Here is a 22,199-nt window from a genome sequence, read left to right as displayed (position 1 = left end):
GCCTATAGTAATGTTGGTTTCTTAAAATTTCCTTAACGACTTAACAAAAAAACACCGCTCATGATGAGCGGTGTTTTTCTATGCTTTTTGTAATTGTAATTCTTCACGTTCCATTATTCTTCTTAATACAATTGTTTGTGTCATTGTAAATAAGTTACCTGTTATCCAGTACAACACAAGACCCGATGGTGCCGCAAATCCCATAAATAAAATCATTGCCGGCATCATAATTTGCTGCATTTTCAGCATCTGTACTTGTTCTCCAGCTGTAATATTAGACTGGAAAACCTTCATCTGAATAAATGTCGTTAACGCTGCAATAATCGGTAATATATGATAAGGATCTGCATGTCCTAAGTTCACCCATAAAAACGAAGATGTGCGAATCTCTTCTGTTCGGCTAATCGCATAATACAAAGCAGAGAAAATCGGCATTTGTATAAAGATTGGCCAGCAACCAGCAAGTGGATTCCAACCGCCTGATTTCATTAGTTCTGACATTTCTTTTTGATACTGTTTTTGTTTTTCAAGATCTTTACTTACATCACCGTATTTTTTCTTTAACTTCTGCAATTCAGGTTGCATTTTCTTCATTTTCGCTTGGCTACGATATTGCGAAACAGCTAATGGAATCATTGCTGAACGAATAACGAGCGTCATAATAATGATAGCAATCCCGAAGCTAGCTCCCGGTATATGATGAGCAACAAATTGAATCATAAACGAGATTGGATATACAAAATAATGATCCCAAATTCCCGTACTATGTGCATCAATTGGGGCTGCATTACTACAACCAGATAAAACAAAAACAAGTAATAATGATAAACTAACGAGCGCAGTTCGGTATGATTTTAACATGTTCATTCCTCCAATGTTTCGTAATTATTTAGCGAAACATTGGTGTATACGGACCGACCTCGTCATTCTCTTCACTTGATTCTTGTCTGCGTACAGAACGAATCATTCCATATTTATAAAAAATTGAAAATAGCGGTACATTCCCCGCACTATCTTCACACGTATCAACTAACGCAAATGCTCTTTGTCTACCGCTTGATGCTTGCTGACGCACAAAGCGAGAAACGTTAGCAAGGAAGAAAACTTCTAATAAACAAAGTGCTGTCGTTACAAACGATATATATAGAATTGCATCCTGCAATAAAAATTCCATCGCTTCACATCCTTAATAAGGTCATTTTAGCACATTCGGCAAACATTCTCTATTTCCTTTTATCGTCAAAAAAAGTATTTTGCATATTTTCTCAAGAAAACAATAATTAAGAAACATTGTATTCGCTTTCTTTAGTATATTCACACACATCCATGAATAGGCTTGATTTATTAGAAATTTATAAAATTTTTGCATTATAATAAAACTATTGCCAGTTTTTGAAAAAACCTTTATTCTCTTCTTGTAATCAAAAATGAATATGGAGATGAAACATACTATGGGTCAACTAGGAGACGCCGATTACGTTCCCGACACCGCCTTTTTATCCTTCCCAGCAGCTAAAACATTTCACTTAGAATTTATCATACAGTTGGTTGTTATTTTCGTAGCTTCTATTTTGTATGCAATTTCTATGAATATGTTCTTTATCCCGCATAACATGATTAGCGGTGGATTCGCTGGAGTAGGGATGATTATCGGTTATTTAATGCACTACAATATCGGTGCACTTATCTTTTTACTAAACATTCCTCTTCTTATTTTAAGTCACTTTTACTTAGGCAAGAAGACAACCTTTTTAACAGCGTACTTTGTAGCTGTATCATCATTAGCGATGAACATTATCCCTGTACACCAAGTTTCAGACGATATTTTACTATCTTCTGTATTCGGCGGTGTAATCTGCGGAGCAGCTTCAGGAATCATATTCCGATTTGCTTCTTCAACAGGTGGATTTGATGTCGTTGGATTGATTGTAGCGAAATATCGCGATGTTTCAATTGGAGCAATCATATTTGTATTCAACTTAATCTTACTTGTTGTAGCAGGATTTATTTTCGGATGGGATATTACACTTTATACGTTAATTAGTCGATTTGTAGTCAGCAAAGTGATCGATGCTGTGCATACGAAACATATTAAATTGACGATAATGACAATTACAGAAAAAGGCGAGGAAATAAAAAGCGCCCTACTACATCACGGCATACGTGGCGTGACGATGGTAGATGCTGTCGGCGGCTATACAAACCATAAGAAAAAAATGATTTACACTGTCGTGACTCGCTATGAGTTAGGCGAAATGAAACGTATTATCCGTCAAGTGGATAACAAAGCATTTATGAATATTACTGAAACAGTTGAAATTGTCGGCCGTTTCAAACGTATATAAAAAAGGTCAATACATGAAAGGGCATAACATATTAGTCATATATAATATGTTATGCCCTTTGTTATTCAACTCACGCGCCCTTTAGCATAATAAAATCACTACGTTTATTATGACAAATCAGAGGATAGCATTCCATATACAATACTATCTGTCCATTCATCTTTATTCCAAAAATCTTGTATGAAATGTGCTTCCTTTCTCATGCCTATTCGTTCACACAATTTTTGTGAAGCTATATTACGTGCATCAAGATTAGCTTGTATGCGATGTACATTACATTCATTAAATAATTTAAATACCAAACTACTTACTGCTTCTGTTGCCAAACCTCTCCCAGCTACTTCATTTGAAAAACTATAACCAATCTCAACAGTGTCTTTCATATTTGTGTACCATACAGATAAATCACCAACTACTTTCGTTTTGTATATAACTGCTAAACTTAATATTGAGTCTTTAGTAAGTACATTATTTTCTAGCTTCTTATTAAATCTTTTCTGCATGTCTTCATGAGTCCACTTATTATGTAATAGGAACTTACATGTATCATCATTATTATAAATAGCAAATACATCCTGTAAATCAGTACTCTTAAAAGGTCTAATTGTTAATCTTTCTGTTGTGAATTCCAAGTTAGCTCTCCTCCCTTCCATTCATGGCATAAAATATTTTTTATAGTATTTAAGTCCCCTTCTTATATCCCACCTTGATTACATATTTCATCATAGTAAATGAAAATCCTTCTTCCTCTAAACTGCACCGTTACTGGTATTTCCTTGCGCTTTTTATTTTTTACACTTATTACAAAATCAGATAATTCTATTATTATGCCTCTAAATATGTTATAATGAAAACAGACTCACAAAAAAAGAGTATATAGACTTGGAAGTTTCTCTTATTTTACAAGCAAAAAGAAACGAGCAGTCGGGTATATTTCAGACACCATACACGTAACGGTTTAAAAAACCGATCACTCTTCAATGATCTTTTTATAAAAAGATACGTACAACTAAAACTCACTTCAATATACTATACCTACCTTTTTGACTTCCAAATCATCTTATTACATAAGGAGATGAACATATGAATCAATATATACGATATACAATAGCTGTCCTGTTTGCTATTATCGGCGGAACAATCTGCTTCTGGACAAACACTCAGCTTGGAGAGAATATCATTTTTAATGGAATCGAAACACTTGTAAGCGCTTCAATTTTAGGTGGATACATTTTCTTCCTCTTTAATCCAGAAGAAAATGCGCAAAAAACAATGTTATTAACAATGATCGGAATCGTTGGCGGATGTATTTCCTACTCAATGACTAACTATACATTACCACTTCAATTAAGCTCAGCTTTCTTCCACGGTCTATGGACTTGGTTCATTGCATTCTGTCTAGCTGATATATTCAACCTATTACAAGACAACGAAGAAGAAAACGGTCGCCAAATTGAAAGTAACTCGTAAGCTGGAAGGGATTCTTCCAGCTTTTTTTATGTTGGCTTGCATACCACGGCATCACAATAAAAAGAAGTTACCCTCACGGCAACTTCTTTTCCATATACCCCATCCAGTATCAACCGGATTATATCAGCGATTTTTCAAATATATCGACGATTTCTCCACTTATATCAGCGATTTTTTCATTATATCGACGGTTCGACACAGGATATCGACTTACCGACATTCTTCGACATTCAAGACGCTCAACATACCCTATCCCCCAAGCAATTTACTGCCGAACTCTACGATTAAAAAGATAATTAATAGGATCGCGAGTATTTTTAATGCTACATATGCCACTTTAAAAACAACATAAATGAGCAAGACGATTAAAATAATCGTTAAAATTTCCATCTAGAATTCCTCCAAGCTTTGCTCTTCACATCTTATTTTACTCGCTCCACACTTTTTATGGAACGGCATAAGACGACATAGAAAAAAGAGGATACCTCACCCATCGTAAGATACCCTCTTCTTTAGCTGCTCAAACCATTCTCTCTCTAATTGTAAATATCCCATTTCACTATTCTCAGCGCTCTTCAATTCTTTATCCGCTTTCTTCATATAAATGTGTGACGCTTCCATATCGCCCTCTAAATATTTAATAATTCCTTGTGTACGATAATATCCGTTTAGGTCCATTTTTGTAATAGCCTTCCCATGTTCCTTCGCTTCTTGCAAAGAAAGACGATCCATCTCATAAAGAGCTTTATATAAAAGGTACCAACTATGAAAACTACTAACGAAAAACTTATTTTCTTTCGTTACAGGTAGTTGAACAATTGGTTCTATATACGGTATCGCTCTTTCCATTCCTTCTTGATCAGCTCTAGCATAAAAAACGAGCATAAGTCCGCTCATTATATCTCTTATACTTTTATCCTCTTTTAATTTCTCCTTACTAATTTCTATTAATCTCTCATCCCAATCTTTCGGCCTTTTATAACTAAATAATTCACTCGATACTTGAATGTTATATAAATGCTGCTTAGCCTTTTCATCATCTTTAATTAAAATAAGAAATTGCATGCCATCACTCAAAAACGTTCCTTTTATCGGTACGATTGTAGCTGTAAAAATGACAAAGTGTAAAACAGAAAAATATAAAAGATATTGATAATAACTCACCATGTATATGTAACCGGAAGTAATACCAAATAATAAACTCGTAATCGGTCCACCTAAAGTCATCCACGCCCATTTTTTCGAAAGATTCGGTGTCTCTATAGAAGGCGGCACTAACATCGCCACGCCTCCAAAGTACGCCCATAATTTATTTTCTCGAATGCGTACTTTCCTCTTCTCTTTTTGAAAAGTAATCGGCCCTACTGTCATAAATTTAAAATTCAAACCGCCTATTAAACCAACTACTACATGTCCTAGCTCATGAATGGCTAACACTAACAATGCAATTCCAACTATTGCCCATAGGTTCAAAATTACTTCTAATTTCCCAGTTCGGATTACTCCGTATAAAATGGACAGAATTAGCGCCACTGTCATTGAGCCAGCTGGCCTTCTTAAAATATCCACCTTTTTCTCCCCTTAATAAATCATTTTTCTATGCATTTCGTACATGAATTTTCCAAGATGCAATATCCAAATAAATGAGATTAAGCCAATTAATACAAAATTGATATCACTAGCCACCGTATATATAACGGCAGCCCACCATACATATGCCAATATTGTATTCGTAAATTCATATGCTTTATATCCAGCCTCATGCACAATATGTTTTAATCCTTCATCTGCGTTTTTCGTCCACATTTTCATAGATTCCATATATGTTACACCTTGTTCAGGATATAGCTTATTATAACGATTTTTTGTTATGAGCCCACTAATCACTACAATAGTTAAACAAACGATAGAAGCTACTAAATTCCACACTGCAAATGAAACATTTGTATCCTGCAACAGTGCACGTCTACATGCAATAACTGCATATACAAACCATGCTTGCGTAACTATATCACCTACACGTAAATATATACTTATAATGCCTAATTTTCTGCCTTGTACACTCTCCTCTTCATCACGTGCCTCCGCTAACATACGTGTATTCTTCCAAGTGTAGTACATCATTAAGATTCCAAAAATGGTGCATATACCTATAAATGTATTAGATGATAATTTTCTCGGTTCATCCGAGAGTAAATCTAAAGCTATATAAGATGTTAAAAACCCACCCATCATACTTAATGCCATTTTCCCCACAAAATCAAATTGTTTTTTTCGCTTACTCTTCACCATCATCTTCCCCCTCCACCAACATAAATATTTCCTCCACCGGTACGTTGAAAATTTGTGCAATTTTTAACGACAATACGATAGATGGTGCATAATCCCCGCGCTCAATTAAACTAATCGTTTGCCGCGATGATCCAATCGCTTTCCCTAAATCCCCTTGTGATAAACGATGCTTTGCCCGCAATTCTCTCACTCGATTTTGAAGCTTCATGTCTTCCCTCTTTTTCATTTATTTAATCAAATTGTAAATAATACCCTTATTTTTGTCAATTATAATTGTCATTTTGACGTTAATAATTGACAATTATAACCTATGGGATTTTAAACTGATAAACAAACAAAAGCTTATTAAAATAAAAAAGGCAGTGCATCTGCACTGCCTCCCTAATTTTTGACATAGAATGGATTCCATATTAACTTGCGTTTTGTAAGAATGCTCGTTTTAACTGTTTGCGGAAACGAACTCCTAACGTAATTGCTACAATCGCAATCACTCCAAAAATAATTTTACCAATGTGACCTTCTAGCACTCCAAAAATATCATGTAAGTTTCCACCTAACCAGTAACCACCGATTAAGAAGAATGATACCCAAAATAGAGCACCTGAGTAAATTGTAATTGCAAAACGGCGGAATGGTAAGTTAATAATTCCTGCAAAGTATCCTGTAAAGTGACGTACACCAGGAATAAAGAAACCGATAAAAATCAAGAAGTATCCATACTTATCAAACCACATTCTTGTTAAGTCGATTTTTCTTTGTGTTAAAAATACATATTTCCCATACTTTTGAACAAAGGGCATTCCTAATTTATTTCCTAAAAAGTATTGGATTGTCATTCCTACACTTGTCCCAATAAAGGATAGGATAATTAAAATCGGTAAACTTAAATCACCCTTATGTGCTAAAAATCCCGCATATGCTAACGTTGGCTCTCCCGGAAACGGAAGTGCAATATATTCTAACAGCAAACCAACAAGTACAACATAGTACCCGTATTGCTGAAATAATTCATGAATCCATTCCATGTCATCTCTCCTTTCAATCACGTGCAACTTCTTACTAATATTGTATAAAAAAATTGTCGAAATAACTATCACAATAGCTTACATTTTTATTACATTTTTGTAAGGCTCTCACTAAACTTTTACGTTCATTATGTACTCTCATTTTAAAACAATTTAACAAGTATACACTGCGAAAAATTAGGACCTTAATATGCACTTTTTATCCATTTTTTAACACTTAAAAATCGTTATATTTTGTTCTTAATAAAAAACCACTACAAACTCATACTAACTTCATATTAGCTTCATATACGTATTGTAAGATTATATCGGAATTTGTTGAAAAATTTAACCAATATATGACTAAACATTAATTTGAATAAATATTAATCGCTTTTCGAAATTGAAAAAAGGGTGAATAAAAAATGGAAGCTTATAAAATGCACGATTTTATTAATACAAATGTTGAATCTCACCAAAATGAAACCGTTTTTAATTTGCACATATGTGAAACAAATGAATTTGACGTAAGTTTAACAAAGTCTACAACACTGTCTTTTATCGTTTCAAAAAAGAACATTAAGATTGTTACGAAAAAATGGATTAATTCAAATCAAGAAAGCATGATTGGCAAAAGCTACATCATTCCAACGAAAGCTTTTCACTACTTCTTACCAATTATTTCTGAAACTGAAGATGAATTAAATATTCAAATTCAAAGTTTTGGACTACATGGCGAACTTTTATTAAATGAAAGATTACTTATTGATAAAAACAACAAACACAATGCCAAAATTACTACCTTCTTTGAAACATTAGATGAAAATGTAAATAAAGTATTACGAGGATTGCAAATTCATTGTATGTAAGACTACTACAATAGTAAAAAGGAGAACATAATGAAAAAACTATTATTAAGCGCACTATTATCATTAGGATTTTTAACTATTCCATTCACAAATGCTGAGGCAGCTGCAACAAATGATCAGCTTATCGTGAATACACAGTTAAATAAAATGGATTATTATCAAAACGGAAAATTCATAAAAAGTTTTACTGTCGCTACTGGAAAGGCAGCTACTCCTACACCTAAAGGGACTTTTCAAATCGTAAATAAAATTAAAAATCGTCCTTATTACACAGGCAAAATTAAAGGCGGCGATCCGCGCAATCCACTTGGTGACCGTTGGCTCGGACTAAACATGGCAGGAACTTACGGAACAACTTATGCGATTCATGGTACGAACAATAATCAGGCAATTGGTAAGTGGACAACACTAGGTTGTATTCGTATGTATAACAATGATATACACTGGTTATTTGAGCGTATTCCCCAGCAAGCTACTGTCACTGTAAAATAACCTCAAAGCGCGATTTACGTGTAGCCAAGAATTTTATGTCTTGGCTTATTTTATTTCTTCATTTACAGTAGCAAAACAACTGTATTTACATATATAATAGGAATAGATTGTGTTAGGTAACATCCAAACATTGATAAACATGGATATTAAAATTATACAGTTATAATATTTTATAAATTTTATAATACATACTATAATAGAATTACTGTAATTCTTAAATATTCAGTTTCACTAAACAACTCCCCTTGCTACTTTCATGATTATTTTATGGCAGGGGCTTATTATATGTATAAACAATCTGAGTCATCGAAAAAATGATGAATTCGAATATTGCAGTTAAAAGCGTTATTTAGGAGGTGTTACTATGACGCATATACTGGTGATTGAAGACAACCCAGATATACAAGAACTAATTCGTGAATTTCTAATGGCACAAAACTTTACTGTTGATGTCGTTGGTGCTGGAACAGAAGGTATACTTCTTTTCCAAAAAAATTCATACGATCTTGTCCTCCTTGATGTGATGTTACCAGATATAGATGGCTATAGTATTTGTAAAATTATGCGAGGACAATCTGATGTACCAATCATTATGTTAACAGGCTTACATAATGAAGAAAGTGAAATTAAAGGATTTGAATTAGGTATTGATGACTATATTACGAAACCGTTCCATTACACCGTATTTATTAAACGTGTAGAAGCTGTATTAAGAAGGGCAGCAACGAAGGAAGCCGAAGCTGCGACTATACTACAATTCCATGAATTGATGTTAAATTCTACAGCATACGCCGCTTATGTTCATGGTAATCAAATTGAATTGACAACAAAAGAATTTGAAATTATTTATACTTTACTGCAAAATCGAGGAAAAGTATTATCAAGAAGTGATTTGTTGAATAAGGTATGGGGCTATGAACATTATGGTGATGTAAGAGTTATAGATACACACATTAAAAACTTACGAAAAAAATTAGGAATTCCTTATATTAAAACGGTGAAAGGCATTGGCTACAAAATCGAATCGTAGCAAAGACAACATCACCAAAAATATTTTCATCAAAACCTTATTATTTTGTATTCTTTTATCACTTTGTCTTTATCAAGTTATTTACTTCTTAGCTTCAAACTACGATAAAGAACGTTTTGCGAAAGAAAATGGAACGCATACTACAGAACAAGCGGATTCAGATAAACAAAACGACCAAAGTAAAACGAATCAAAATAAAGCTGTATCACAGGGGGACATGTTTAATTTCCAATCTGCTATTATAGATTATAATTCTCTCTCTACAGCTATCAATCACCTTTTGCAGCCTAGCCAAACTGCAAAAGCAAAAGAACATACTCAAAATATTTCGGGGAAAAATAGCGCTTCTGCTCCACTTACAGAAACGGAAAAGCAAGTCGCTACTAATGATGCCTTACATAAACAAAATGCAGCAAGTAAAGCAAATGATGCACAAGATAATCCAAAATTAACAGATGTACTGCAGCAATTAGCTCCACATATTGGCGCAACAATGCTTGCACTCTCTCTGCTTGGATCTTTAATTTATGCAAAACTAATTGCTAAACCTTTTCAATATATGAGTGATGCTTTAAAAGATATTATGAATCTTGATTTCTCAGATAAAAAGCTACTCAACAAAAATACTGATCAAACAGATTTTAATTTACAAGTAGCTGCTTCACAAATACCAAACATAGTGAAGAATTTGCATGCGAGCAATCAAGATTTAAGAAATGAACTCAAAAAGGAGCAACAATTAGAACAATCCCGTAAAGAATTTATGTCTATGGTTTCCCATGAATTAAAAACACCAATCGCAGCCGTTATGGGACAACTAGATGGCATGATTCACGGAATTGGAGCTTATAAAGATAGAGATAAATATTTAAAACGCTCCTATGAAATGATGCAAGACATTAACATATTAACGGAAAAAATGTCGGAATTATCCAAAATACAAAACCCTCAATTTAAACCTGATTTAAAAGTTATCTCATTAACTAATATTATTGAGGACGTTATGAAGAAAGTAGATTATTTCGTATCTGTAAAGCAGTTAAATGTTCAATCTAACATTAAACAAGATGTACAAGTTTTAGCTGATCCTAAATTTATTCAAACTGCCATTTTTAACATTATTTCAAATGCAATTCATTATACAATTGACCATCAGCATGTATATATAAAGCTTTATGAAAAGCCAAACGGTTACGCATTAGAAGTATTAAATACAGGTTCACAAATAGATGAGGATAAACTTGCCCATTTATTTGAGCCATTCTATCGCGCAAACCCTGACAAACACGGCTTAGTACAAGGTAGTGGTCTTGGGTTATACATTGTAAAACAAATACTAGATAAACATCAATTTCCTTATGGTATACAAAACACGCCTCAAGGTGTAAAATGTTCTATTGTATTCCCAAAAGCAATGTAAAAACCTACTACAATTTCATATCCCAAATTCATACTTCGTATGAGTGGCGGAATTTTGTAGAGTATATGACTCTGTTTCGTTCGCCCGTTATCCTTATTTGGATAGCGGGCGTTTTTTATTATGTAAAAGGAGGATTTTCATGGAGAAATTTAAGTATTCATTACTCGTTTTATTCGGAGCTTGTAGCTACGGCGTACTTTCAACTATTTTCAAACTCGGATTCATTGATGGATTTTCAGCCCATCAACTATTAGGAGGTCAATATGTCTTCGGATGGATCGGTCTTCTTCTGCTCGTTCTTTTCGTTTCACGTCATAAAGTAACAAAAAAGCAATTCTTTTCCTTACTAACAGTTGGCACAACGATGAGTATGACCGGTATCTTCTACGCTATTTCGGTAGAAGAACTACCAGCATCTATCGCTGTCGTCCTACTTTTCCAGTTCACATGGATTGGTGTCGTTATTGAAGCCATTGCAAATCGAACATTTCCAAGTCGTGAGAAAGTTATATCTATCATTATTTTATTTACTGGTACATTGTTTGCAGGCGGTGTCTTTGAAGGCCTCGGACAAAACTTTTCCACAAAAGGTATGATCTTTGGTCTATTAGCCGCTGTCTCTTTTTCATTCTATGTTTTTGCAAGTGGGCGTGTTGCTACAGAAGTTCCGCCTTATACGAAAAGCTTTCTTATGGCAACAAGCGCTACTCTTATCGTATGTCTATTCTTCCCGCCAACCTTTTTAACAGACGGTGCTTTGCAAGATGGCCTATGGAAATATGCTTTCTTCCTCGGGTTGTTCGGCGTTGTCGTACCTGTCATTTGTTTTTCAATTGGCGTACCGAAAGTAGGAACAGGACTTGGTACAATACTAGGAGCAGCTGAATTACCAACGGCCATTATCGCTTCTATTACACTTGTACATGAAGTCGTAACGTTCATGCAGTGGATTGGGATCATCTTTATACTACTTGGAATTTTTACTCCTCAGCTACTTACGGCTAGGAAAGAAAAGAAACATAGTAGCGTGCATAGTGCATGAAAATAGAAACTTGCATATAAATGTAAATACAGTTACAATGTGGTATAATTTCAAATCTATTTGGAGGTATAAATGACTATTTTAAGCGTAGCCTTTTTTGCCATTATGTGTATCTTCTTCCTAATAAGATATATGAAAGAAAAGAAATTTTACGATGTGCTCCTCATTCCCATTTGCATATATGCTGGGGCAGTCAAAACCCCTTTGGTGGAGTACTTAAACTTTAATACCACATTCAAAATAACATATGATATTGCAGCTATTATTCTCGTAATCCTTGCTGTGCTGTTCTTCTTAAAGGATAAGAAAGAGAATCCTACTGCATAACAAAAGACCTTTCATATATTTGAAAGGTCTTTTTCTCTATCTCACTTTACTGCTCCATATAACTTCTCTATCTCACACTCAATTTGTTTTACATCAATCCGTTCAAATAGTGGCTGTACACTATCAATTCTATTCGGCAACGTGTTTTGAGGCTCCCAATTTCGTTTCACAATTGATAATGTGTTTCTAACTCTTTCACTTGAAAATGGTAAAAACGGTTCAAGGAGATTTACAAAATTAGCGATGAGATACACACAATTATAAATCGTTTCTTCGCATGAAACTGGATCATCCTCCCTTTCTTTCCAAGGCTGCCTCTCATCAAAGTATTTATTTGCAAAACGTACTGCATCAAATATTGCTTCTAGCGCCACCTTAAATTTAGTTTGCTCAATCGCCTCTCCTACATGTTTATATAATCCTTCTATTTTATCTTTCAGCTCTACATCAATACTTCCCTTCGGCACGATACCACCATAGTACTTTTCAATAAATTTTAATGTTCGGTTCACAAAGTTTCCGTATGCACCTAACAATTCACTATTATGACTGTAAATAAATTCTCGCCATGAAAAGTCAGTGTCACGATTTTCTGGTGCGTTCACTGTTAAAAAGTAACGAATAGAATCCGGATCATAGCGTTCTAATATATCAGGCACCCATACTGCCCAGTTTTTACTCGTAGATAATTTTCTTTTTTCCACTGTTAAATATTCATTCGAAACGATATGACGAGGAATTGTCCCTTCTCCTATTCCAAGCAATACCGCTGGCCAAATGATAGAATGAAACGGAATATTATCCTTTCCGTGCACATAATATGTTTTCGCTTCTCTATCCCAAAACTCTTGATCATCTTTCCCTGTTTTTTCAGCCCAATGTTTACTCGCCGAATAATATCCTGTCACTGCTTCAATCCATACGTAAATTTTCTTATCTTCATACCCTTCTACTGGAATTGGTACCCCAATTGGTAAATCACGTGATACAGCCCTATCTAGTAACCCTTCCTTTACGTATCTTTCTGTTAGCTGAATTGCATTGTCGCGCCATGTTCCTGTTTGTTTTGCTGTTTCTACAGCCACTTTGATTTGCTCCTGAAATGTATGCAACGCGAAATAGAAATGCTCTGTTTCCTGTACGGATGGTGCACTGCCACATAGCTTACATTTCTTTTCTAACAAATCGAGTGGATCTAAAATAGCTGAACACGCATCACATTGATCTCCTCTTGCTGCTTCATGACAATGCGGACATATTCCTTCTACATAACGATCAGGTAAAAACTGCGTACACGTTTCGCAATATGCTTGTTCCACTGTTTTTTTATAAATATGGCCTTCTTCTAATAAACGTAAAAAAACTTTTTGAACCGTTTTATGATGGTGCTCACTATCTGTACGTGTATAGCAATCATACGTAAAACCAAGGTTACGAAAACATCGCTGGAACTCTTCATGATACTTATTAGCAATTTCCTTCGCCGTCACACCTTCTTGTTTTGCCCGAATTGCAATTGGTGTTCCATTGCAATCACTTCCCGACACATACAACACATTCTCACCTTTTGCCCTGTAATAACGTGCTAAAATATCTCCAGGTAACAAACTCGCAATATGCCCAAGGTGTAATGAGCCATTTGCATATGGCCAAGCTCCTCCAATAAAAATACTCATCTTACATTCCTCCTTTTAAATATAAAAAGCCCCGCCCCTATCTAAAAAAAGATAAGGGCGGGGCTGTATAAACAGTCGCGGTACCACCTTATTTCGCCAATTACTCACATAATTAGCCTTAACAAGTACGGAGCTATATGCTCTTATACTGTGGTTTTGATAACGAGTACCAACTCTCGTCGCCGCCTACTATTATCATTTCATAAGTTCAGGACGAAGCTCAAAGGCCATTGTTCAAATGAATATTCTTGCTTCTTCTCAGCTACCGAAGCTCTCTGGAAAGAATGTGTTCATCCTACTTTTCCTTTTCAACGCTTTTACGTATAACAAGTATTGTACGACTTAATAACAGAAAAATCAAACTTTTGTCCGAAAAGAAAAGGAAATCCCATCCTCCCGCCGAATACCTATACGTTCACAAAAGGAGTGATATGATTGAATCAAAAACAACTAAGCGCGCGGAATGAAAAAAGCTGGAATGCAGCTGCTTATGAAGCTTGGACGAATCGCCACGGGGCGCCAGCAGATTATGCAAAAAAGCTTATGGAAGATCCCATGCGCGAGGTAGATCACTATTTACCTTACATACAATCTCCAAAAGGAAAACGTATTATTAATTTACTCGGGTCAAAAGGAAATAAAGCTGTTGCTCTCGCTCTTTTAGGAGCTGACGTAACGGTTGTTGATATTTCAGCAAGTAATGCAAAATATGCAAATGAACTTGCGGACGCAGCAGGTGTCTCTATTCAGTATGTCGTTTCTGATGTATTACATGTGCAACTATCAGAGTCATTCGATATCGTATTGCTGGAACTTGGTGTACTCCATTACTTTCTCGATTTAAAACCGCTTTTTCAAAAAATTGCTACCTTGCTTAAGCAAGATGGAATGCTTATCCTTCGTGACTATCATCCTGTTTACACGAAATTATTAGGAGTCGACCACCCATCATTTCAGGCCAATGGAAATTATTTTGATGAAGAATTGATTGAAGATGATGTTGCTTATAGCATCCTTCTTACAGAAGCACAGAAAGAATCGCTACCTAAAACAACTATCCGTCGCTGGACGCTAGGAGAAATCATTACAACGCTCGCGGAAGCACATTTTAAAATTGAAAAACTAGTTGAAGAACACGGGTCACATCAAAGGTGGGTCTTCCCTCCTACTGCACCGGAAGGAATGGAAGAACGTGTGCCAGGCCTATATACATTAATTGCAACAGCATGCAAAAAAGGATCCCTTCACGGATAGGATCCTTTTTGCATGCTCACGCATATAAGTTGAGGTTGGAGATTACCATAATTCTGTAGAATAGGACACAAGATATTTCAACATTTCGTCTCTGACTTACGTCGTCAAAAAGGGGTATGACCAACATAACGAAGAGTAATGTTATTAGTTGATACTGATAATCGTTATCAACTAATTAGAAGTATACATGATGTTTTTTCAAATTACAATAGCATTTCTAATTTTTATTTATGAATTTTTCGATATACAAATGTATACATTTTAAGAACATTTACTCATACTGATTTGCTATCTTCCATTATCTGCTATAATTTTCATTGAACAGATTAATAACTTCATAATAATGTTTTTATTAACTCTGTATTAAAATTTATAAATCATAATAAATAGGTTTTAAAAGGTAGGGGTAACGATGAAATATGTTAGCATTCGAAAAAAACTACTGTTCACACTCTTAAGTATTTGTTCCTTATTTAGCATTGCTCTTATTGTTATTCTTTCATTCGCCATGAATCAAGCAAATGAAGTCGAAACCTTAAAAAATGATGTATCCAAAAGAGCAACCATTTTAAAAGAACGTGGCGATTGGTTCCAAGCACAAGTTGCTGGTTTACAAGAATATTTACTGTCACATGATCAAAAAGGATTGGATAAATTCAACCGAGAAGGAAAAAAACTAGCTGATACGAGAGAAAAAGTAACTAGTGATAAAAAACTTTCGGAAGGAATGAAAGAAGCCATTTTAATGGGTGGAAAATGGCGAAGCGTCATAGATAATGAAGTCCTCCCTCTCGCTCGCGAAGGAAAATGGGACGAAGCATCCAAAATCGCTTTAGCTCAAACCGATTATGTAAACGACCTTTTAAGTCGTTTTACGAAATATGCAAATGAAGAAAATGATAAACGTGACGCATTAATTGCTGACGTAGAATCTTCTTCATCTCTTATTCAATATATTATTTTCTTCTCACTTATTACATGTACAGTAACATCTATTTTATTAGCATGGTGGTTCTCTGGTAAACTCGTTAAACCGATACGACAAATTGATGAGAAATTAAAAGAATTAGCTTCTCAAGATGGTGATTTAACTGCTAGGCTGCACGTAACGAGTAAAGATGAAATCGGTGATATCGCCAATTCCTTTAATCAAATGCTCGCTAACTTACAACGTATCATACAACAAGTGCAACAAACATCAACAAGTGTAAAAGAAGCATCTGAAAATGTGTTTATTGAAACAACTGCTTCTATGGAAAATACAGCAAAAACGCAAGAAACTATGAATGCTCTTGAGCATAATATTCGTTCACAAGTCTCCAGCATCGAAGAAAGTTCAACTGCAATGGACGATATGGCAACGAGTGTTCAACGTATTGCAGAATCCGCATCTTCTGTTGCTAGCCTAGCTGTTACTACTTCAGAAAAAGCTGATAGTGGGAATAAAGTCATTGAGAAATCTATTACACAAATGCATACCATTAATGAAGCTGTGAACGCTACATCACAAGTAGTGGAACGACTCATTACACATACAAATCATATTGATACTGCACTTCAATCTATTTCTAATATCGCGGAACAAACGAATTTACTTGCTTTAAATGCTTCCATTGAAGCGGCTCGTGCTGGTGAACATGGAAAAGGCTTCGCTGTTGTTGCCGATGAAGTACGAAAGCTTGCTGAACAATCTCAGCTAGCAGCAACTGATATTAACCATTTACTTCATCAAATTCAAGCAGATACAAAAATAGCAAATGAAATGATGACGCAAGGTCAGTCAGAGGCTTCTGAAGGCATTACAGTCATTCGTACTGCTGGATCTTCATTCTCAGAAATTGTTAACCACATTAACAAAGTCTCTACACAAATGCAGGAGGTGTCTGCAACTGCTGAAGAAATGGCCGCAAGTTCTGAAGAAATGAATGCAGCTTTAAATAACATCGCTTCTATTTCAAGTGAAGTTGCCGCTGAAACATCACAAACAGCAACTTCAGCTGGTGACCAAGTAAACAAAATGAGTGTCGTTGCTAAAAAAGCATCTGAAATGAAAACGACCGTACAAGAACTTGAAGTTCTCGTTTCTCATTTCAAAACAAATGCTTAAAGTGAAAAAAGAGAGATTTACAATCTCTCTTTTTTCACTTTAAAATATCTCTTTCTATCTCTCATTCCGTCTGCTATAATTCCTAAAGGAAAGAAGAAAGCTTTATTCCAGACGGAGTAAAGCTTTCTTTCAATTTTTTACATTAATTAATTCTAATACTATGATTTCACAAAGGAGGATTTTATTATATGAGTTTTATTAGCATTCGAAAAAAACTAATGTTCATGATGGGAACGATTTGCGCTTTATTTGGAATCGCCTTAGCTTTTATTTTATTTTTTGCTATTGATCAATCTCGTCAAGCTGAAGCATTACAAAAAGAGATTTCCCCCCTTGCAACACAATTAAAAGAGCGCGGGGATGCTTACCAAGTACAGCTCTCTGCTTTAAGAGGGTATTTATTACAGCACGATCAAGTTGAATTAGACAAATTTAATGAAATGAGTAAACTTCTTGAAGATAAGAAGGATGAGCTTCTTTCAAATCCTAATCTTTCTCAATCTGTGAAAAGCACAATGGAATCAGGATCGGCTTGGAGAAAATTTATTGAAGAAAAAGTTTTCCCTCTTGCAAAAGAACAAAAGTGGGAAGAAGCTTTACAAGTAGCTTATGCAGAAAATGGTACTGTTTATAAAGTAATTGGTGACTTCACAAATTATAGTAATGAACAAGCTAAGCTACGTGATCAATCTATCGCAAAAATTGATCAATCTTCACTACAAATTGAATATGTTGTCTTCTTATCACTTGTTATTTGTATTATCGTAGCTATCACACTTGCATGGTGGTTCTCTGGTAAACTTGTTAAACCAATTCAACAAATTGATAGCAAGCTAAAAGAATTATCATCTCAAGAAGGTGACTTAACAGCCCGCCTACAAGTAAATAGTAATGATGAAATTGGTACGATTGCAACATCATTTAATAAAATGTTAGAAAATCTACAACATATTATTAATCGTGTTCAAAAAACATCTGTGGAAGTACAAAACGCTTCTGAAAATATGCTAGAAAAAACGAATATATCACGTGAGGCAACAATAAAAGTTCAAAGCTCGATGTCTAGCTTAAATGCAAGTATTCAATCGCAATCTGCTAGCATGGAAGAAAGCTCAACTGCAATGGACGATATGACAGTAAGTGTTCAGCGCATTGCTGAATCTGCTTCATCTGTAACTGAACTTGCTGTAGCTACATCTGAACAAGCTAACGATGGAAATACTGTTATTCAAAAATCTGTTTCACAAATGACAACGATACACGACGCGGTAAATGCTACGTCAGAAGTGGTCGAACGTCTAATCACTCATACAAAATATATTGATACAGCTGTACAATCTATTTCTAATATCGCAGAACAAACAAACTTACTTGCTTTAAACGCCTCTATTGAAGCAGCTCGTGCTGGCGAACAAGGAAAAGGTTTCGCTGTCGTAGCTGACGAAGTTCGAAAACTTGCTGAACAATCTAAAACAGCGGCAACAGATATTAACCAGCTACTACATCAAATTCAACAAGACACTGAAACTGCTAACTCTATGATGTCGCAAGGCCGTTCGGAAGCATCTGAAGGCATTCATGTTATTCGTGAAGCTGGCAATTCTTTCACAACAATTGTAGAACAAGTAAACAAAGTATCTACTCAAATGCAAGACATCTCAGCAACTGCTGAAGAAATGGCTGCAAGTGCTGAAGAAATGAACGCTTCACTGAATAACATCGCTTCTATTTCTACCGAAGTATCTAGTGAAACAGCGGCAACAGCACAATCTGCTGAGAAAAAAGTCGTTACGATGAATGAAATGACACAAACAGCTAAACAAATGAAACAAACAGTTGAAGAATTAGATCAACTCGTATCTCATTTTAAAACTGAATAGCCATTCCAAAAATATTCCTCTTCCAAGAGGAATATTTTTTTGAGCTCATTTCCTGCACTTTAGACATATATCCGTTATAATGAGAATCGATATCATTAATATGTAGGGGGTGCTACACATGTCACAACAAGCATTTGAAGAAAAGTTATATGCAAGCTTAGAAGCTGTTATTGACCCTGAACTCGGTGTTGATATCATTAATCTTGGATTAGTTTATGACGTTACAGCAGATGAAAATAATAATGCTGTCATTACGATGACGATGACTTCTATCGGTTGTCCAATGGCTGGGCAAATTGTATCAGACGTAAAAAAAGTATTATCAACGAACGTACCTGAAGTCAATGAAATAGAAGTAAATGTCGTATGGAATCCGCCCTGGTCTAAAGAACGTATGTCACGTATGGCGAAAATCGCATTAGGTATTCGCGACTAAATACAGAAAGACCTGACATCCTAGTCAGGTCTTTTTCTCTTATTATTTTACACCTACTGCATCATAAGCTTTCGTTACAGCTTGTACAGCTTTAGAGTTTTTACCATATAAATCTTCAGCTGACTGAAGTGCTGCTTGACGCATCATCTTAAAGTCAGAGTTTGCAGTTAAATATTTCGTAAGAGCACGGTAATAAATTTTTTCTGTCGCTTCACGGCCTACTCCTGTTACTTTCACGCCGTAATGCTCCCCGCCTTCAGATACTAAGTATGCAGCTTTATTGTTAATGCTACTGTTAATGTGAACGCCGCCATTATCAGCTGTTCCAGTGTAGCGCTTATTGTAGTGATCTGGGTAACCTTCACCTGGTTTTAATGGATTCGGAATAGATGCTGGATCTTTCAATGAACGAAGTGCATCACCAGGTTTACCAGGTGTATAAATGTCAGCACCTAAATCCCAGCTCTTCTTCTCAACCATAACACCCATAATATCAGATAACGATTCATTTAACGCACCCGGCTCATTTTTATAAACAAGATTTGCTGTATGCTCAGTGACAGCATGCGTTAATTCGTGACCGATAACATCTAGTCCAGCAGATAATGGAATGAATGTTTTACCATCGCCATCACCATACATCATTTGCACACCGTTCCAAGCTGCGTTATTCCAGCTTTCTCCAACGTGAACAGTAGAAATTAGCTTCGCACCTTTATCATCGAAAGAGTTACGATTAAATGTCTTTTTGTAGTAATCATATACTTTCCCTGCATTTACATGCGCATCAACTGCCGCTTTATCTTCGAAGAACTTAGATTTACTCTTAACTTCTTCTCCCGTATACCCAAGAATTTGTGAGAATAGATTAAACCAGTTTTCGTCCATATTCTCTGCATCAAATGTATGGATACCTTGTCCTCGTTTACCATCAAATAAGTTGAATTCTCCTGTTTTCGTATCTTGAGCAATTTCAAATGATTGTTTACCGCCCAATACTCCGTAACCAAATCCTGTAATGTTATCTACAGCGTTATATTTCTCAATCACATTTCCATTTGTCGCATCAACAAAGTAATGCCAATACCCTGGAGCTGGCTTTGAAATCGATGCTTTCACTAAGTATGCAAGATAGTAATTCCCATCTTTTTCATACACATATAAATCTTTTTTCACACCGTCATAATTCTTTACTTTACCAACTTCTTTTTCAATATCTGCCTTTGCAATTGTTTCTGCTTGCTCTGCACTAATCTTTGCAAATGCAGGAATATTTTTATCCTCCAAATTCGGAATAACTTGTCCGAAGAATGCTTTTACATTATTCTCTTTATCTAGTGTAACTGTTTGATCTGAACCGTACACAGGAATATTATTATGTTTCTCAACTAGCTTCACGTGTGTTGTACCGGATTCAGCATCTTTTTCTTCCCCAACGACATTAAAGTGTTTATCCATATTTCCTGCTAATTTGAACATATCTTTCTTACTCTCTAAATATTGAAAGACCGTTTCTTTTTTATCTAGTCCTTCCGGTGCTTTCCATTCTTCACCTATGTATGCAGGCGTTTTAAATTCTTGATGGTATTGAATTTTTTGTTCTTCCGCTTTCGTTGTCGTTGCTCCAAATGTTCCAAATCCCCCGGCGATAACAGTTAACGCTAATGCTGATGAAATGACTTGCTTTTTCACTATAACATTCCCCATTCCCATAAAGATTTTTGACACTTTTATACAATTCTTGTTTTTCAAGTTGATACCTTTCCCTAAAATTTGAGAAAGTTTTTTCTGACAATTCCACTCAAAAAAAGAGGACATCTATCGGATGTCCTCTTTTCAAACCTTTTATTGTTTTTTCAATTCAATTGCTAAATAGTGAGATTGCTCTTTCGCTACAATATGAATATCTTCTTCTATCGCTTCTGCCGCATCACGCATAACAAGTGTCTCACCATTGATTACACTACTACCTTCAATTTGTACAAGATACAATTGACGGCCTTCTTTCACTGGAAAATGAATTTCTTTTCCAGCATGTAACGATAAAGCATATAAATTCGCATCTTGATGAATTTGAATTGGTGCCCCGCCTTCTACTTGAGATACCATATGAAACCATTCATTTTCACGCTTGCTCCAATCAAATTTAAACTCACCATAGTTTGGTTTATGGTCCGCGCGATCTGGTAAAATCCAAATTTGTAGTAAACGTAATGTTTCATTTCCTAAATTATGCTCACTATGAAATACACCCGTACCCGCACTCATATATTGAACATGTCCACGCTCAATTGTTCCGCGGTTCCCCATGCTATCTTCATGTGTTAAAGCACCGTCTACAACGTACGAAATGATTTCCATATCGCGGTGGGGATGCATATCAAAACCAGTTTGCGGTGCTACTAAGTCATCATTAATTACACGTAATGCACCGAAGTTCATGTTATTAGGATTATAATAATTTGCAAATGAAAAATGAAAATGTGTATTTAACCAACCGTGATTTGCTCTTCCCATATTTTTATGATCAACTTTTCTAAACATATCCTTCACCT

23 protein-coding genes and 1 other annotated feature are annotated in these 22,199 nt (G+C 35.3%); of the genes, 12 read left to right on the top strand and 11 right to left on the bottom strand.

Translation table 11 applies throughout. From position 1 onward, the window contains the following. Positions 1-78: 78 nt before the first annotated feature. Together yidC and RTP99_RS13965 are read right to left on the bottom strand one after the other, a co-directional pair. Entirely contained in the window at positions 79-861 is a 783-nt protein-coding gene (gene yidC, locus RTP99_RS13970) for a membrane protein insertase YidC (protein ID WP_000920550.1), read from the bottom strand. Between the two features lie 28 nt (positions 862-889). After that, on the bottom strand, positions 890-1,174 hold the full coding sequence (locus tag RTP99_RS13965; protein WP_000394930.1) for a hypothetical protein: 285 nt from the start codon (positions 1,172-1,174) through the stop codon (positions 890-892). 277 nt (positions 1,175-1,451) lie between these two features. Here RTP99_RS13965 and RTP99_RS13960 point away from each other — a divergent pair, with 277 nt between their 5' ends. After that, on the top strand, positions 1,452-2,345 hold the full coding sequence (locus RTP99_RS13960; RefSeq protein ID WP_000530037.1) for a YitT family protein: 894 nt from the start codon (positions 1,452-1,454) through the stop codon (positions 2,343-2,345). A 107-nt stretch (positions 2,346-2,452) separates the two neighbouring features. Here the strand turns inward: RTP99_RS13960 and RTP99_RS13955 are convergent, their stop codons facing one another. Next, complete coding sequence (locus tag RTP99_RS13955; RefSeq protein ID WP_041184797.1) at positions 2,453-2,977, bottom strand: GNAT family N-acetyltransferase; 525 nt, start codon at positions 2,975-2,977, stop codon at positions 2,453-2,455. Positions 2,978-3,428: 451 nt separating this feature from the next. Between RTP99_RS13955 and RTP99_RS13950 the strand changes: the two genes are divergently transcribed. Continuing rightward, positions 3,429-3,815, top strand: a complete 387-nt coding sequence (locus RTP99_RS13950) for a DUF3938 domain-containing protein (RefSeq protein ID WP_001077767.1) — start codon at positions 3,429-3,431, stop codon at positions 3,813-3,815. 249 nt (positions 3,816-4,064) lie between these two features. Here the strand turns inward: RTP99_RS13950 and RTP99_RS13945 are convergent, their stop codons facing one another. The 5 genes from RTP99_RS13945 to RTP99_RS13925 all read right to left on the bottom strand — a co-directional run bounded on the left by RTP99_RS13945 (position 4,065) and on the right by RTP99_RS13925 (position 7,132). Then, on the bottom strand, positions 4,065-4,205 hold the full coding sequence (locus tag RTP99_RS13945; RefSeq protein ID WP_000404784.1) for a DUF3985 family protein: 141 nt from the start codon (positions 4,203-4,205) through the stop codon (positions 4,065-4,067). A gap of 96 nt (positions 4,206-4,301) precedes the next feature. Next, entirely contained in the window at positions 4,302-5,354 is a 1,053-nt protein-coding gene (locus RTP99_RS13940; protein ID WP_011040819.1) for a M50 family metallopeptidase, read from the bottom strand. A gap of 42 nt (positions 5,355-5,396) precedes the next feature. Next, on the bottom strand, positions 5,397-6,107 hold the full coding sequence (locus RTP99_RS13935; protein ID WP_000240935.1) for a DUF3169 family protein: 711 nt from the start codon (positions 6,105-6,107) through the stop codon (positions 5,397-5,399). Beyond that, complete coding sequence (locus RTP99_RS13930) at positions 6,094-6,315, bottom strand: helix-turn-helix transcriptional regulator (protein ID WP_000776164.1); 222 nt, start codon at positions 6,313-6,315, stop codon at positions 6,094-6,096. The genes RTP99_RS13935 and RTP99_RS13930 overlap by 14 nt, the downstream gene beginning before the upstream one ends. Before the next feature lie 202 nt (positions 6,316-6,517). Further along, a complete protein-coding gene (locus tag RTP99_RS13925) occupies positions 6,518-7,132 on the bottom strand; it encodes a DedA family protein (protein ID WP_000454759.1) in 615 nt (204 codons plus the stop codon). A gap of 404 nt (positions 7,133-7,536) precedes the next feature. On the opposite strand from RTP99_RS13925, the gene RTP99_RS13920 reads away from it, so the two are divergent. The 6 genes from RTP99_RS13920 (at position 7,537) to RTP99_RS13895 (ending at position 12,291) form a co-directional block, all read left to right on the top strand. Then, a complete protein-coding gene (locus RTP99_RS13920; RefSeq protein ID WP_000388750.1) occupies positions 7,537-7,980 on the top strand; it encodes a DUF3978 domain-containing protein in 444 nt (147 codons plus the stop codon). Between the two features lie 30 nt (positions 7,981-8,010). Further along, entirely contained in the window at positions 8,011-8,472 is a 462-nt protein-coding gene (locus RTP99_RS13915; RefSeq protein ID WP_000735048.1) for a L,D-transpeptidase, read from the top strand. 364 nt (positions 8,473-8,836) lie between these two features. Beyond that, entirely contained in the window at positions 8,837-9,502 is a 666-nt protein-coding gene (locus tag RTP99_RS13910) for a response regulator transcription factor (protein WP_000148833.1), read from the top strand. After that, entirely contained in the window at positions 9,480-10,922 is a 1,443-nt protein-coding gene (locus RTP99_RS13905; RefSeq protein ID WP_000201975.1) for a sensor histidine kinase, read from the top strand. Before RTP99_RS13910 ends, RTP99_RS13905 begins: the two co-directional genes overlap by 23 nt. Before the next feature lie 139 nt (positions 10,923-11,061). After that, complete coding sequence (locus RTP99_RS13900; RefSeq protein ID WP_000410496.1) at positions 11,062-11,964, top strand: EamA family transporter; 903 nt, start codon at positions 11,062-11,064, stop codon at positions 11,962-11,964. A 72-nt stretch (positions 11,965-12,036) separates the two neighbouring features. Continuing rightward, entirely contained in the window at positions 12,037-12,291 is a 255-nt protein-coding gene (locus RTP99_RS13895; protein ID WP_000154154.1) for a hypothetical protein, read from the top strand. A 41-nt stretch (positions 12,292-12,332) separates the two neighbouring features. Here RTP99_RS13895 and metG read toward each other — a convergent pair whose 3' ends face one another. Next, positions 12,333-13,967 (bottom strand): methionine--tRNA ligase, encoded by a 1,635-nt coding sequence (gene metG, locus RTP99_RS13890; protein ID WP_000021591.1) that lies wholly within the window; start codon positions 13,965-13,967, stop codon positions 12,333-12,335. A 50-nt stretch (positions 13,968-14,017) separates the two neighbouring features. Beyond that, positions 14,018-14,288 (bottom strand) — a binding site (T-box leader). A gap of 114 nt (positions 14,289-14,402) precedes the next feature. Between metG and RTP99_RS13885 the strand changes: the two genes are divergently transcribed. The 4 genes from RTP99_RS13885 (at position 14,403) to RTP99_RS13870 (ending at position 19,644) form a co-directional block, all read left to right on the top strand. After that, the gene (locus tag RTP99_RS13885; protein ID WP_001072218.1) at positions 14,403-15,221 is read left to right on the top strand and encodes a class I SAM-dependent methyltransferase; all 819 of its coding nucleotides are present in this window, start codon (positions 14,403-14,405) and stop codon (positions 15,219-15,221) included. 412 nt (positions 15,222-15,633) lie between these two features. Next, positions 15,634-17,328 carry a methyl-accepting chemotaxis protein gene (locus RTP99_RS13880; RefSeq protein WP_000878415.1) on the top strand — a complete coding sequence of 565 codons (1,695 nt, stop codon included), beginning with the start codon at positions 15,634-15,636 and terminating at the stop codon, positions 17,326-17,328. A gap of 188 nt (positions 17,329-17,516) precedes the next feature. Beyond that, positions 17,517-19,208, top strand: coding sequence for a methyl-accepting chemotaxis protein (locus RTP99_RS13875; RefSeq protein ID WP_000008434.1), 1,692 nt, complete (start codon positions 17,517-17,519; stop codon positions 19,206-19,208). A 118-nt stretch (positions 19,209-19,326) separates the two neighbouring features. After that, a complete protein-coding gene (locus tag RTP99_RS13870) occupies positions 19,327-19,644 on the top strand; it encodes a metal-sulfur cluster assembly factor (RefSeq protein WP_000082524.1) in 318 nt (105 codons plus the stop codon). Positions 19,645-19,686: 42 nt separating this feature from the next. On the opposite strand, the gene nprB is transcribed toward RTP99_RS13870, so the two are convergent. Together nprB and RTP99_RS13860 are read right to left on the bottom strand one after the other, a co-directional pair. Next, positions 19,687-21,336: a neutral protease NprB gene (nprB, locus tag RTP99_RS13865; protein ID WP_014893422.1), complete on the bottom strand. Its 1,650-nt coding sequence runs from the start codon at positions 21,334-21,336 to the stop codon at positions 19,687-19,689. Between the two features lie 153 nt (positions 21,337-21,489). After that, positions 21,490-22,188 (bottom strand): pirin family protein, encoded by a 699-nt coding sequence (locus RTP99_RS13860; protein WP_000488942.1) that lies wholly within the window; start codon positions 22,186-22,188, stop codon positions 21,490-21,492. Positions 22,189-22,199 lie beyond the last annotated feature (11 nt).

It is taken from the genome of Bacillus sp. (in: firmicutes), assembly GCF_031983925.1.
Taxonomy (GTDB): domain Bacteria; phylum Bacillota; class Bacilli; order Bacillales; family Bacillaceae_G; genus Bacillus_A; species Bacillus_A pacificus.
This window is presented reverse-complemented; position numbering and strand designations above follow the sequence as displayed.